The sequence below is a fragment of the Streptomyces sp. NPDC056169 genome, assembly GCF_042268445.1.
Classification (GTDB): domain Bacteria; phylum Actinomycetota; class Actinomycetes; order Streptomycetales; family Streptomycetaceae; genus Streptomyces.
In genome coordinates, this window is sequence record NZ_JBHJUO010000009.1 from 330,644 (window position 1) to 344,516 (window position 13,873).

Annotated in this window: 8 protein-coding genes; 1 reads left to right on the forward strand and 7 read right to left on the reverse strand. The window is 73.0% G+C overall.

The annotated features are described in order from the left end of the window. Positions 1 to 8: 8 nt before the first annotated feature. Complete coding sequence (locus tag ACFC0G_RS17290; RefSeq protein WP_376403901.1) at positions 9 to 3,743, reverse strand: S8 family serine peptidase; 3,735 nt, start codon at positions 3,741 to 3,743, stop codon at positions 9 to 11. 1,071 nt (positions 3,744 to 4,814) lie between these two features. On the opposite strand from ACFC0G_RS17290, the gene ACFC0G_RS17295 reads away from it, so the two are divergent. Then, positions 4,815 to 4,961 carry a hypothetical protein gene (locus ACFC0G_RS17295; protein ID WP_376403903.1) on the forward strand — a complete coding sequence of 49 codons (147 nt, stop codon included), beginning with the start codon at positions 4,815 to 4,817 and terminating at the stop codon, positions 4,959 to 4,961. A 204-nt stretch (positions 4,962 to 5,165) separates the two neighbouring features. On the opposite strand, the gene ispG is transcribed toward ACFC0G_RS17295, so the two are convergent. From ispG to ACFC0G_RS17325, 6 genes are read right to left on the reverse strand one after another with little or no spacing between them, the layout of a single operon-like run. Next, complete coding sequence (gene ispG / locus ACFC0G_RS17300; RefSeq protein WP_376403905.1) at positions 5,166 to 6,323, reverse strand: flavodoxin-dependent (E)-4-hydroxy-3-methylbut-2-enyl-diphosphate synthase; 1,158 nt, start codon at positions 6,321 to 6,323, stop codon at positions 5,166 to 5,168. A gap of 40 nt (positions 6,324 to 6,363) precedes the next feature. Further along, on the reverse strand, positions 6,364 to 8,184 hold the full coding sequence (locus ACFC0G_RS17305; protein ID WP_376403907.1) for a 1-deoxy-D-xylulose-5-phosphate synthase: 1,821 nt from the start codon (positions 8,182 to 8,184) through the stop codon (positions 6,364 to 6,366). Positions 8,185 to 8,201: 17 nt separating this feature from the next. Then, positions 8,202 to 9,227 carry a 4-hydroxy-3-methylbut-2-enyl diphosphate reductase gene (gene ispH, locus ACFC0G_RS17310; RefSeq protein WP_376403909.1) on the reverse strand — a complete coding sequence of 342 codons (1,026 nt, stop codon included), beginning with the start codon at positions 9,225 to 9,227 and terminating at the stop codon, positions 8,202 to 8,204. Next, positions 9,224 to 12,949, reverse strand: coding sequence for an ABC transporter ATP-binding protein (locus tag ACFC0G_RS17315; protein ID WP_376403911.1), 3,726 nt, complete (start codon positions 12,947 to 12,949; stop codon positions 9,224 to 9,226). The genes ispH and ACFC0G_RS17315 overlap by 4 nt, the downstream gene beginning before the upstream one ends. Before the next feature lie 47 nt (positions 12,950 to 12,996). Next, positions 12,997 to 13,629, reverse strand: a complete 633-nt coding sequence (locus ACFC0G_RS17320; protein ID WP_376403913.1) for a 4'-phosphopantetheinyl transferase family protein — start codon at positions 13,627 to 13,629, stop codon at positions 12,997 to 12,999. 4 nt (positions 13,630 to 13,633) lie between these two features. Next, complete coding sequence (locus ACFC0G_RS17325; protein WP_376403915.1) at positions 13,634 to 13,843, reverse strand: MbtH family protein; 210 nt, start codon at positions 13,841 to 13,843, stop codon at positions 13,634 to 13,636. Between the last annotated feature and the right edge of the window lie 30 nt (positions 13,844 to 13,873).

Sequence of the window (13,873 nt, forward strand, 5' to 3'; positions counted from 1 at the left end):
TGTTCCGTTCATCGCAGGCCGTACGCCCGGAGGATCTCGTGCTTGACGCCGAAGCCGCTGTCCGTCCCGGCGCTCGCGCGGAGCGAGACGAAGCCGCCGGGCTTCTTGGGTGTTCTGAACGAACCCGCCCAGGAGCCGTCGGCCCGCTTGGTCAGGAGTACCTTCTGCCAGCCGGCGCCGTCGTCGTACGAGACGTCCAGCGTCACCTTGGTGACGGTGCCCGGCACGGTCCCGAGGTCCATGGACACGGGCTTGAGCGCTATCTTCCGGGTCGTGTCGGCCCTGACGTCGCCGTGCAGGTCCGTCTCCAGCTCGTAGTCCAGGTTCAGCACCGAGAACGGCTCGAAGAAGTCCGAGTCGACGGTGTCGGACATGAAAGTCCACTCGGTGTGGGTGCGGGTCGACAGCCGGAAGACGTCACCGGGCCGTTCCACGTCGAGGACGGCGCGGTAGGGCCGGTTGCCCGCCGGTACCTCCACCCACTGCATGTCGCCACTGACCGGGTTGTCGTGGATCAGCGTGTCGCCCTGGAAGACCTGAAGGTGGGACGGTGTCTCACCCCACGGCAGGTAGCCGCCGAGACGCATGGTGTCGCTGGCGGAGGCCCACGCCTGCACGTTCCAGGTCATGTAGTTCTGCCAGCGGGAGTTGTACACGCCGAAGGACTCGCTCTGTGCGGGCCGGGTCGCCGGAGCGAACCAGTCCAGGCGGGTGGTGCTGCCCTTGGCGTACGTGTTGTCGCCCGACACCATCGACCACGGCAGCGGTCCGTCGACGCCCTGCGTGTGGAACTCCCGCCAGACCTGGCCCGGGGTCACCCACTCCGTGCGGGTGCCCGGGTGCCACTCCAGCTCGGGCATGTTGAACGACGGGCTGAGGGTGAAGTCGGACCGGTAGCCCTCCGCGAGCCGCCCGCCCGCCGCCGCGTAGTAGCGGGCGTCGATCCGGGCGAGGTCACTCCTGCTCGGCTTGTAGACCAGGGCCCGGTCCGGCACCTGGCCCGGGTAGTCCCGGGTCAGGTCGTAGACGAACGGCGTGTACTCGGTCTGCTTCACGGTCAGCTTGAGGAGGCCTGTCCTGGCCATCGAGACCAGGCCCTTGCCCGCGTCGCGGTGCACGGCGGCGACCGGGATGGCCGACTCGCCGACGTACTCCATCAGGCCACCGACACCGTCGTTGACCACGATCAGCGCCTTCGCGCCCGCCGCGACCGCGGCCTCGGCCCGCTCCTGCGGCGAGACCTCGTCGCTGCGCTCGACGACGACGATCCTGCCCTTGGCCGTGACCTTCTCGTACGCGGCCGTCGCGCCGTCGCCCGCGTAGACGGCGCGGAGCGTGTCCGTGGCGGTGCCCAGGGCGCTGCCCGCCTGCACCCGCGCCTCGAACGGGAGCCGGCCTCCCAACGCGCTCAGGCCGAGCTGCGGCTCGCCCTTGCGCCAGCGGGTGATCAGCATGAACTCGCCCTGCTTCATCGCCTCCGTCGGCGCGACGTAGACGTCGTCGTACGTCGGCGGCAGCACGTACGCGCTGCGGTAGTCCATGTACGGGTCGAGGCCCTTGTAGTGGACGTTGAAGTCGACCTTGCGCTGGCGGTCCTCGGTGCGCTGCGGCGCCTCGGTCTGGAGCAGGCGTGCCTTGCTCGCGTCCAGCACGACCTCCGCGGAGCCGTCCTTGAGCACCGTCTCCGGGTCGACGAGCACGGCCAGACCGGAGCGGTCCGCCTTCTCCCCCGCCACGTCGATGTACCCCGCGACGGTGTACAGGCCGGGTGCCATGCGCATCGTGGTCGAGCCCTCGACGTAGACGTTCCACGGCCAGGGGTCGCCGGCGAGGTTGATGCCGACCCAGCCGCTGGCGGGCTTGCCGTCCTTGCCGACCAGCTTGATGTTCAGGTCGTAGCGCTCCTCCTCCTTGAGCAGTGCCACGGAGGTGCGGGTCACCTGCCGGCCAGTGGCCGTGTCGGTGGCTGTCACGTAGCCGGCGTGACGGCCTGCCGAGGCGGTCCGCGGGTCACCGGTGACGGGGACGGTGGCGGTGCCGCGCGCGGGGACGGTCACCTCGACCGCCCCCAGAGTGAACGGCCCGTCGTCATCGGTCAGCGCCAGGTTCAGGGTGACGTCGGAGGAACCGGCGTTGGTGAAGGTCAGGTCCTTCGTGACGGCGACGTCGCTCGGCTCGTGCGGCCAGGTGTAGTTGCCGAAGAAGAGTGACCCGGTCGCCCGGACCGTGGTCCGCACGGCGGCGGCCACGTCGAGGCGGCCGGTGCCGACCTCGTACGGCGAGTACCCGCCTTCCAGGCCCTTCGCGGTGCTCGTCAGGTGTTCCTTGAGCTGCGCGCCGGTCCAGTCCGGGTGCCGCTGGGCCAGGATCGCCGCCGCGCCCGCGACGTGCGGGGTGGCCATCGACGTGCCGCTGATGGTGCGGTAGAGACCCTCCCCACCATCGGTCATCGCCTGTGACCTGGCGGCGGTGATGTCCACGCCCGGCGCCGCGATGTCCGGCTTCATGCCACCGGACCAGGCCAGCGGGCCGGTGCTGGAGAAGGACGCGAGCCGGTCCTGCTTGTCCGTGGCTGCCACGGTCAGCGCCGCGGCGGCCGCACCCGGGGCGGAGATGCTCTCCGGGCCCGCGTTGCCGGCGGCTATGACGAACAGCGTGCCGTACTGCGCGGAGAGCGCGTCGACCGTCTGCGACATCGGGTCGCTGCCGTCGGTCGGGTAGGAGTCGCCGAGGCTCATGTTGACGACGTCGGCACCGGACTCGGCGGCCCACTGCATGCCGGCCATGACCCAGGAGTCCTGGCCGTATCCCTCCGCGCCACCGAGCACCTTGCCGACGTACAGATCGGCGCCGGGCGCGACGCCCTTGTTGTCGCCTCCGGAGGCGGCGCCCGAACCGACGATCGTGCCGGCCACGTGCGTCCCGTGCCCGTTGACGTCGGTGACGCCTTCACCCGGCACGAAGCTGGCCGTGCCGTCGATCAGACCGGCGAAGTCGGGGTGGTCGGCGTCGATGCCGGTGTCGAGCACGGCCACCTTGACGCCCTTGCCCGTGTAACCGGCCGCCCAGGCCTCGGGCGCGCCGATCAGCGGCACGCTCTCCTTCAGGCTGGCCTTCACGCGACCGTCGAGCCACAGCTTCGCGACCCCCGCACCGAGCGTGCCGCCACCCTGGGGCGCGACGGAGGTCCAGAAGGTGCGGGTCTGCCGCTTGTCGGTGCTGAGCACCGCGCCGCGGATGCCCTTGAGTCTGCGGGTCAGCCTGCTGCCGCGGGGAGCCGTCGGCTCGGTGGCCGCCCGGGACGTCGGCTCGGTGTAGGTCGCGATCAGCGGTACGGCGGCCGACTTCGCGTCGTCGTACCCCATCTCGATCAGGTCGGTGACGTTGAACAACCGCCGGTCCAGCTTGTCCGTTCCCAGCAGCGGTACCGCCTCGTCCGGGATGACGAACAAGTCGCCCTTGATCTCCTGGAGTCTCACGCCGCCGACGGCGCTGTCGGGCCGGTCGACGTCGGCGATCTGCTTGCCGTCGGCGGTCGTCGTGACCGTGACGACGTCGCCGGTGACAAGGGTGACCTTGTGGGTCACCGAGGGCTTGGCGGAGACGGTGGGCTCAGCCGGAGCAGCCTGCGCGGGAACCTGCAGGGCGAAGAGCCCCGAGGTCAGCAGGGGCACCACGGTGGCCGCCGCGATCAGTTGCCGGCGCCCGCGCCGGAGGGCGGAACGATGAGAAGGGGAGTCCATGGCATGGGTCTATCGACCGGTGAACACGGTCGTGAAGGTCTCATGACGGCAAGTCATCGCCATGGCAAAGGCTTGCCAGCCGTGAACCGCGCCATTCCGGGCGGAAAGACGCAGTGCGGCCCAGCCTCCGTGTTGGAGGTCGCGGGTACCGACATACGCCGGGGGACGACGGGGCCAGATCGGAGATACCGAGCAGCCGGACGGGGCTGCATCGGCGGGCGGACGACATGGAGTCCCGGCTGACCCCGCGCCACGTCATTTCTTCCCGGCGGACCTGCTGAAGGGCCAGCGCGATCTCGACTCCGACGGGCTGGGCGCAGGCGCATCCCCCGCGGCACACTCCCCAGTCGTGCGCGGCTGTTCGGGAAGTCGTACGACTCGAACCAGCCTCCGCGAACGGCTGCCCGCCGCACGGGGCCGGCAGCGCCACACATGGGGGATCGCAACCTACGACCGACCTTGGCGCATCCATCGGAACCGGCCTGTCGCAGATGCCGGAGTTCAACGCTGCGTAGTCAGCACCAGGTCAGCACGGGAGGGGTCGGCAGGGGTGCTGACATGGGACTTCGGTCAGCACCACACCAGCACGGGAGTCAGCACCGCACCACCAAAACGGGCCCGATCAGTGCAACCCGGACAGCCCCTCCCCAGGCCCCTCGAAGGCGTTCGGCAGGGTCGCAGCTGTAGGCCACGGAGGCCGGGGGCACACGACCCACCCGAACTATGGTGTCCCACCACATACGCCGCTGACCTGCGTCTTCCTATGGTGTGGCGACACGAACACGTCCCCGCCCTTGCCTGGGAGTGGTGCACATGGCCGCCGCGACTCCCTCCCCGACGCCGCCCGGATCGCTGAAGCGCATCGTCGCCGCCAGTCTCATCGGGACCACCATCGAGTGGTACGACAACTCATTCGATCAGGGCTAGGACCTGCGCCTTTCTCGTCTTCAACCCCCCGAATTCGGCACCGAACCAGCACGGGAGAATTGCCGTGCTGACCGCGGGTGCGAAGCAACCTCTCCCCCGCCGAGCTCGCCGAGGACGAGCTGTACGCGGCGGTACGGGCGGTGTGTGAAGCAGACCGCGGAGATGCCGGGCTGCCTGATCGAGGTCATCCCGAAGCCGTTGTACACCGACCCGATGCCCCAGCGCGCCCGCGTCCGCGTGACGGACGGCCGGTTCATCGTCGAAGTCGACGTAGGCCGCCCCTCGCCCTAGCTGGTGCCCACCCCGTGAGGTGACGTGTCGGTGTCGAGGTTCGAGAAGCTTGCTCCGCGGCTACCCGCGACTGCAGGCCGTCCAGGCCCGTCCCGCTGCCTGAGCCCACTGTCGGTACCGGCGCGGTTCGGCAACGCCCTGCTGGGCGCGCTCGGCCTGACGCGCGGGGGCCCGGCCGTCCGGCCCGGGCCCCCGCGGACGGCGTCAGCCCGCGGCCACGACCTCGGGCGTGCCCGTGCCGAGGGCAGCGGTGTCGAAGGTGTCGGCGAGCCGCAGCGCCTCCTCGATCAGGGTCTCGACGATCTTCGACTCGGGGACGGTCTTGATGACCTCGCCCTTCACGAAGATCTGGCCCTTGCCGTTGCCGGAGGCGACGCCGAGGTCGGCCTCGCGGGCCTCGCCGGGGCCGTTGACGACGCAGCCCATCACGGCGACGCGCAGCGGGACCTCCATGCCCTGCAGGCCGGCGCTCACCTCGGCGGCGAGCTTGTAGACGTCGACCTGGGCGCGGCCGCAGGACGGGCAGGAGACGATGTCCAGCTTCCGCGGGCGCAGGTTGAGCGACTGGAGGATCTGGGTGGCGACCTTGACCTCCTCGACCGGGGGCGCGGAGAGCGAGACCCGGACGGTGTCGCCGATGCCCTGGCGCAGCAGCGCGCCGAAGGCGACGGCGGACTTGACGGTGCCCTGGAAGGCCGGGCCGGCCTCGGTGACGCCGAGGTGCAGGGGGTGGTCGCAGGCCTCGGCGAGGAGTTCGTAGGCGCGGACCATGACGACGGGGTCGTTGTGCTTCACGGAGATCTTCAGGTCGTGGAAGTCGTGTTCGGCGAAGAGGCTCGCCTCCCACAGCGCCGACTCCACCAGGGCCTCGGGGGTGGCCTTGCCGTACTTCTTCAGCAGCCGGGCGTCCAGGGAGCCGGCGTTGACGCCGATGCGGATGGGGGTGCCGTGGTCCTTGGCGGCCCGGGCGATGTCCTTGACCTGGTCGTCGAACTTCTTGATGTTGCCGGGGTTGACGCGGACCGCGGCGCAGCCCGCCTCGATGGCGGCGAAGACGTAGCGCGGCTGGAAGTGGATGTCGGCGATCACCGGGATCGGCGACTTGGCGGCGATCGCGGGCAACGCGTCCGCGTCGTCCTGGGAGGGGCAGGCCACCCGCACGATGTCGCAGCCCGCGGCGGTGAGCTCGGCGATCTGCTGGAGGGTGGCGTTGACGTCCGAGGTGAGCGTGGTCGTCATGGACTGCACCGAGATCGGGGACCGGCTGCCCACGCCGACCTTGCCGACCTGGAGCTGGCGGGTGGGGCGGCGGGCGCCGAGGACCGGGGCAGGCATCGACGGGATGCCGAGCGCGACCGTCATGGGGTGTCTCCTGCTCTGGTACGGGTGAGGGGCGGGCGGTTCACTGGTCGGCACCGACGGGCTGCGGGGCCAGGTCGCCGATCGAGACGGAGTCGTCGCGGCCGGCGAGGGCCTCGACGACGGCGCGGGCGATGTGACGCCCGGTCAGGCCGTGGGCGGCGAGGATGTCGTCGCGACGGCCGTGCTCCAGGAAGCGCTGGGGCAGTCCGAAGGTACGGACAGGGGCGCGGGCGCCCGCGTCGGCGAGGGTCTGGGCGATCGCGGCCCCGGCTCCGCCGCTGCGGCCGCCGTCCTCGACCGTGGCGACCAGCGAATGGCCGAGGCCGAGCTCCACGAGGGCGGCGGGGACGGGCGCGATCCAGCGCGGGTCGACGACGGTGACGCCGAAGCCGTGCTCCGCGAGGCGGTCGGCCGCCTCCAGGCAGACCCCGGCCATCGCGCCGACGGAGACGAGCAGGACGTCCCGGGCGCCCGAGCCCGCGCGGCGCAGGACGTCCATGCCGTCGAGGGTGGCGACGGCGGGGATGTCGTGGCCCGCGGAGCCCTTGGGGAAGCGCAGCGCGGTGGGGCCGTCCTGGACCGCGAGGGCCTCGCGCAGGGCGCGGCGCAGGGTGGCGGCGTCGCGCGGGGCGGCCACTCGCAGGCCGGGGACCATCTGGAACAGCGACAGGTCCCACATGCCGTTGTGGGAGGCGCCGTCGTCGCCGGTGACGCCGGCCCGGTCGAGGACGAAGGTGACCGGGGCGCGGTGCAGGGCGACGTCGAGCAGCATCTGGTCGAAGGCCCGGTTGAGGAAGGTCGCGTACACCGCCACGACGGGGTGCAGTCCGCCGAGGGCCAGGCCGGCGGCGGAGGTCACGGCGTGCTGCTCGGCGATGCCGACGTCGAAGGTGCGGTCGGGGAAGCGCTCGGCGAAGGCGGTGAGGCCGGTGGGGGCGAGCATGGCCGCGGTGAGGGCGACCACGTCGGGGCACCGGGCGCCGAGTGCGGCGAGCTCCTCGCCGAACACGTCGGTCCAGGCGGGTTCCGGGGCGGGGCGGGGCGCGGTTCGGGCGGCGGGGCGGGGGCGTACGGCGTGGAAGCGGTCGGCCTCGTCCTGTTCGGCGGGAGCGTGGCCGCGGCCCTTCTCGGTGAGGCAGTGGACGACGACGGGCCTGCCGAGTCCGGCGGCGTGGCGGAGGGCCTCTTCGAGGGCCGCGACGTCGTGTCCGTCGACGGGTCCGACGTAGGCGAGGCCGAGGTTCTCGAAGACGGAGTGCGGGGGGCGGTCCTCGCTGCGCAGCTGCGCCAGGTGGGCGGGGATGCCGCCGACGGTGGGGGCGTAGGAGCGGGTGTTGTCGTTGAGGACGACGACCACCGGGCGGTCGGCGCCGTCGGCGAGGTTGTTCAGGGCCTCCCAGGCCATGCCGCCGGTGAGGGCGCCGTCGCCGATGACGGCGACGACGGCGCGGTCGGTGGCGCCGGTCAGCCGGTGGGCCTTGGCGAGGCCGTCGGCGTAGGACAGGACGGTGGAGGCGTGGGAGTTCTCGATGAGGTCGTGCGCGGACTCGGCGCGCGAGGGGTAGCCGGAGAGTCCGCCGGGTTGGCGCAGGGTGCCGAAGGCGGCCGCCCGGCCGGTGATGATCTTGTGGGGGTAGGTCTGGTGCCCGGTGTCCCACAGGATCTGATCGCGCGGGGACTCGAAGACCCGGTGCAGGGCGAGGGTGAGCTCGACGACGCCGAGGCTGGGGCCGAGGTGACCGCCGGTGCGGGTGACCTCCTCGACGAGGAGGCGCCGGATGTCCGCGGCGAGCTCCTCGGTCTGCGGGAGGGTGAGGGCGCGCAGGTCGTCGGGTCCGTGGACCGATGCGATCGACGTCATGACAGATCCTGTTCTGGTCACAGGGCCTCATCGGCCAGGGGGGTCCGGGGTACTCGGCCGGTGACGGGGTCGGCGAGCCGGGCGGGCATGGAGAAGACGACGTCCTCGGCGATGCCGTCGTCCAGTTCGACGTCGCGCCAGCCGAGTGCGGCGAGCCGGTCGACGAGTCCGCGGACGAGGATCTCCGGGGCGCTGGCGCCGGAGCTGACGCCGATGCTCGACGCCCCGGCGAGCCAGCTCTCGTCGAGATGGCCGGCGTCCGGGACGAGGTACGCGGCGCTGCCGTGCTCCCGGGCGACCTCGACCATGCGGATCGAGTTGCTGGAGTTGCGGGAGCCGACGACCAGGACGAGGTCGTTGCGGCGGGCGAGGGCCTTGACGGCGTTCTGGCGGTTCTGGCTGGCGTAGCAGATGTCGCCGTCGGCGGGGCCGGCGAGGTCGGTGAAGCGGGCGCGCAGCGCGTCGACGACCCGCCGGGTCTCGTCGAAGGACAGGGTGGTCTGGGTCAGGTAGGCCACCGGCGCGTCGTCCGGCAGGTCGAGGGCGGCGACGTCGGCCTCGTTCTCGACGACGACGGTGCGTTCGGGGGCCTCGCCGCGGACACCCTCGACCTCCTCGTGGTCGGCGTGGCCGACCAGCAGGATGGTCCGGCCGTCGCGGGCGTAGCGGACGGCCGCCTGGTGGACCTTGGAGACCAGCGGACAGGTGGCGTCGATGATTTCGAGGCGGCGCTCCGCCGCGCCGCTGCGTACGGCGGGCGAGACGCCGTGGGCGGAGAAGACGCAGACGGCGCCCTCGGGCACGTCCTCCTCGCTGTCGACGAAGCGGGCACCGCGCTTCTCCAGCTCGGCCACGACGTGGTGGTTGTGCACGATCTCCTTGCGCACGTACACCGGGGCGCCGTGGAGGTCGAGGGCGCGTTCCACGATGCCGATGGCGCGGCGCACCCCGGCGCAGAAGCCGCGCGGCTGGGCGAGGACGACGCGCGGGGGCCGGTCGTCGGCCGGGGCGTCCGGGCCGGCCGGCTGGATGGTGGCGCTCATGAAGCGTTCCGTTCGTAGGAGTCGTGGGTGAGGGTTGCGGGCCGAGGGACGGTGGCCGCGGGCGGGCGCCCCTGCGAGGCGCGCCACAGTGCGGCGTAGATCCCGTCCAGGGCGAGGAGTTCGTCGTGGGCGCCGTCCTCCCGGATCCGGCCGTCGTCGACGACGACGATGCGGTCGGCTCGGGAGGCGACGCTGAGGCGGTGGGCGACGATCAGGGCGGTGCGGCCGCTGACGAGGCGTTCGGTCGCCCGGTTGACCAGCGCCTCGGTGGCGAGGTCGAGGGCGGCGGTGGCCTCGTCGAGCAGGAGGACGTCGGGGCGGACGAGTTCGGCGCGGGCCAGCGAGATCAGTTGCCGCTGACCGGCGGAGAGGTTGCGTCCGCCTTCGGTCACACGGTGGTCGTAGCCGCCGTCGAGGGCGCTGAGGGTGTCGTGGGCGCCGACCCGGCGGGCCGCGTCGGCTATCTCGGCGTCGGTGGCGTCGGGCCGGCCGTAGGCGATGGCCTCGCGGACGGTTCCGGCGAAGAGGTACGGCTCCTGGGGGACGACGCCGAGCCGTTTGCGGTAGCCGGTGAGGTCCAGGTCGCGCAGGTCGGTCCCGTCGATGCGGACGGCCCCGCGGGTCGGGTCGTGGAAACGGGCGGCGAGCTTGACGAGGGTCGACTTGCCGGCGCCGGTCGTGCCGACGAAGGCGACGGTCTGGCCCTGCGGGATGCGCAGCCGGACCCCGGTCAGCGCCGGGCGGCCGTCGCGGTAGTGGAAGTCGACGTCGTCGAAGACGAGTTCGCCGCGCAGGGAGCGGACGGGGAGCGCGTCGGCGGCGGCCGGGGTGGTGCTGCGCAGCCGGAGCAGGTCCCGGATCCGCAGCAGGGACACCCGTGCCTGCTGATAGCCGTCGAAGAGCTGGGAGAGCTGCTGCACCGGGACGAAGAACAGGTCCAGGTAGAGGAGGTACGCGACGAGGGCGCCGACCGTCATGGTGCCCGCGGCCACCCGGTGTGCGCCGACGGCGAGGACCACGGCGGCGACGCAGGCGGCGAGGAACTGGATGAACGGGAAGTAGCGGGCGGACAGGAGCTGGCCGCGGACCCGGGCGCGCCGGTAGGCGTCGCTGTGCCGGGCGAAGGCGGTGACGACGGACTCCTCGCGGCGGAACTCCTGGACGGTGCGCATGCCGGCCGCGCCTTCCTGGAGCGCGCCGTTGACGACGGCGAGCCGTTCCCGGGCGTCGGCGTAGCTGCGGGCGGAGGCCCGGCGGAAGACGACGGTGGCGAGAGCGATCAGCGGGAGGACGGCGAGGACGACGAGGAGCATCCCCGCGTCGGCGACGCCGAGCGCGACGAGGACGCCGAGCAGGGTGAGGGCGCTGACGAGGACGCTGAGCAGGCCGGTCTGGAGGAAGGAGGAGAGCGAGTCGACGTCGGTGGTCATCCGGGTGAGAGTGCGGCCGGACGCCTCGTTCTCGAAGTGATCGAGCCCCAGGCGGTGCAGGTGCGCGAAGACCCGGATCCGCAGCCCGTACAGCAGCCGCTCCCCCGTGCGTCCGGTGACCCGGACCGCAGCCCGCTGGACGGCGTACTGGGCGAGGACGAGGGCCAGCGCGGCAAGGGAGGCCGTGGCGACGGCGGTGAGGGCGAGGTGGTGGGCGCCGCCCTCGATGCCGTGCCGCAGCACGAAGGGCAGGGTGAGTCCGGCGAGCGCGTCGGCGACGACCAGGGCGAGGCCGAGGGCGAGCGGCAGGCGGTGGCCGCGCAGCAGGTGGCGCAGCCCGAACTCGCTCTTGCCGTCGGCCCGGGGGTCGCGGGCGGCCTCCGCCTCGTCGATGAGGGGGAGATCGAGGGCCGGCGGCAGCGCCGCGACCCGGTCCTGCATGCGCGCGGCGGCGGCGGAGGGCGGAGCGGGAGCGGGTTTCGGGGCGTCCGGGACGGGGGGCCGCCGGTCCCCTGCGGGGGCCGGGGGTTCGGCGGCTGCTGCCTCGGCCGGAGGCTCGGCGGGGTGGTGCTGGAGGATCGTGCGGTAGAGCGGGCAGCGAGTGGTGAGTTCGCGGTGAGTGCCGAGGTCGATGATCCGTCCGTGGTCGAGGACGGCGATCCGGTCGGCGAGCGCGAGAGTCGAGCGGCGGCGGGCGACGATCAGGGTGGTGCGGCCGTCTGCCCGGGCGCGCAGCGCGTCGTGAATGCCCTGCTCGACGCGGGCGTCGACGGCGGAGGTGGCGTCGTCGAGGACGAGGACGCGGGGCGCGGCGGCGAGCGCCCGGGCGAGGGCGAGGCGCTGGCGCTGTCCGCCGGACAGGGCGCCGCGTTCGCCGAGCACCGTGGCGTAGCCGTCGGGCAGGGCGGTGACGAAGGCGTGCGCCTGGGCGGTGCGGGCCGCGGCGTGGATCTCCGCGTCGGTGGCGTCCGGCCGGCCGTAGGCGACGGTCTCGCGGACGGTTCCGGCGAGGAGGGCGGTGTCCTCGGGGACGCCGGCGACCGCGCCGCGCAGGGAGTCGAAGGTCAGGTCGCGGACGTCGGCGCCGCCGATCCGTACCGCGCCCTCGGAGACGTCGTGGAACCGGGAGAGCAGCAGGGCGAGGGTGGACTTGCCCGATCCGGGGGCGCCGACGACGGCCAGGGTCTCGCCGGGTTCGATGCGGAGGGAGAGGTCGGTGAGGACGGGCCGCCCGGGGCCGTACGCGAAGGTGACGTGGTCGAACTCGACGCCGAGGGGGCCGTCTTCGGGCAGTCGGCCCGTGCCCTCGGTCAGCAGCGGGCGGGTGTCGATCACTTCGAGGACCCGCTCGATCCCGGCGCCGGCCTGCTGGCCCATGGTGAGCAGTGCGGCGAGGGTCTTGACGGGGCCGACGAGCTGGGCGAGGTAGGCGGAGAAGGCGAGGAGGGCGCCGAGGCTGAGTTCGCCGCGGGCCGCCAGCCAGCCGCCGACCGCGAGGGCTCCGACCTGTCCGAGGGAGGGCACGCACTGGAGCGCGGGCCCGTAGCGGGCGTTGAGCCGTACGGCGCGCATGCGGCCGGCGAAGAGCCGCCGGGCGGCGTGGGCCAGCCGGTCCATCTCCCGCTGTTCCTGGCCGAATCCCTTGACGACGCGGATGCCGGCGGTGGAGCTGGCGACGACTCCGGCGACGGCGGCGGCCTGGTTCTGGGCGTACCAGGTCGCGGGGTAGAGCCAGGTGCGGCTGCGTCGGCCGATGAACCAGAGTGCGGGGACCAGGGCGAGCGCGACCAGGGCGAGCAGCGGGGAGAGCGTGGCGATGAGGACCAGGGAGACCACCAGCAGGGCCGCGCTGGAGATCGCGGTGGGCAGGGTGGAGACGAGTCCGAAGACCATGTTGAGGTCTCCGGAGGCCCGGCCCAGGAGCTGACCGGTGCTCAGTTCGTCGCGGCGTACGCCGTCCAGGCGGGAGAGCGAGCGGAACAGGTCGACCCGCAGGTCGTGCTGGACGTCGGCGGCGAGCCGTCCGGCGTACAGGCGGCGCAGGTACGCGGCGAGGTAGCCGAGCGCGGCGACGGCGAGCAGCGCTCCGGTCCACCGGGCGGCGGAGCGGGTGGGCCGCAGGACGACGTCGTCGACGATCACCATCGTGACGAGGGGGACGAGGGCGCTGGTCGCGGTCCCGAGGAGCGCGGCGAGAACCGCCACGAGCACGCTGCGCCGGTGCCGCAGACAGCGGCGGGTCAGCCGCCCGGTCCAGGAACCCCGGTCGGTGTCGTCGGTGGGGTGGGGCATTCCGGGGCCTCCTCTCGTGAGGGTGGTGGGTGGGGTGCGGTGGGGGATCATGCGTCGCAGTGGCGCAGGTCGACCGGGGCGCCCGGGGCGCCGAGGCCGGCGACCGCGAGGACGTGTGAGCCGTACGGGCCGGCGTCGGTCGGCAGGACCGTGCAGGCGGCCCCGGTCCCGCCGGGCAGGGCGCTCAGGGCGGGCGTCCTGTCTGCGGTGGAGGGCGGGGGCCAGTGCGGGGGGTGGGGCAGCGGCTGGGTGAGCCCGCCGTGGGCGAGTCCGTGGCCGTGGGCCTTGCCGACGGCCTCCTTCTGGGTCCAGAGCCAGTAGAAGGCGGGGACCCGGTCCGCCGCGGGGAGGCGGCCGAGCCAGTCGGCGTCGGCGGGGGCGAGCCAGCGCCGGGCCAGTGCGAGGGCGGGCAGGGGGCGTACGGTCTCGATGTCGACGCCGACCGGGGTCCCGGCGAGCGCCACGGCTCGGGCTCCCGGGCTGTGGCTCACGCTCACGTGGAGCCGGGCGGCGGGTCCGGTGAGCCGCGGGCGGCCGCAGGGTTCGTGGGCGAGTCCGATCCGGTGGAGCGGGCTGCCGGTCAGCTCCGCGGCGGCGCGCAGCAGCGTGGTGTGCGCCGCGCGCCGTTCGCCGGAGGCGACGGGGCCCCAGAGCACCGTGACGGCGTCGGGGCCGGTCACCGGGTCAGGCCGCCATCGCGCGGACGAGGCTCTTGGGGCGCATGTCCGTCCAGTTGGCCTCGATGTGGTCGAGGCAGGCCTGGCGGTCGTTCTCCGGGAAGGCGACCTCCCAGCCGGCCGGGACCTCGGCGAAGTCGGGCCACAGGGAGTGCTGGCCCTCGTCGTTGACGAGGACGAGGTAGCGGCCGTCGGCGTTCTCGAACGGGTTCGTCATTTCTTTTCCCTTTTCCATTTCCCGAGGTGG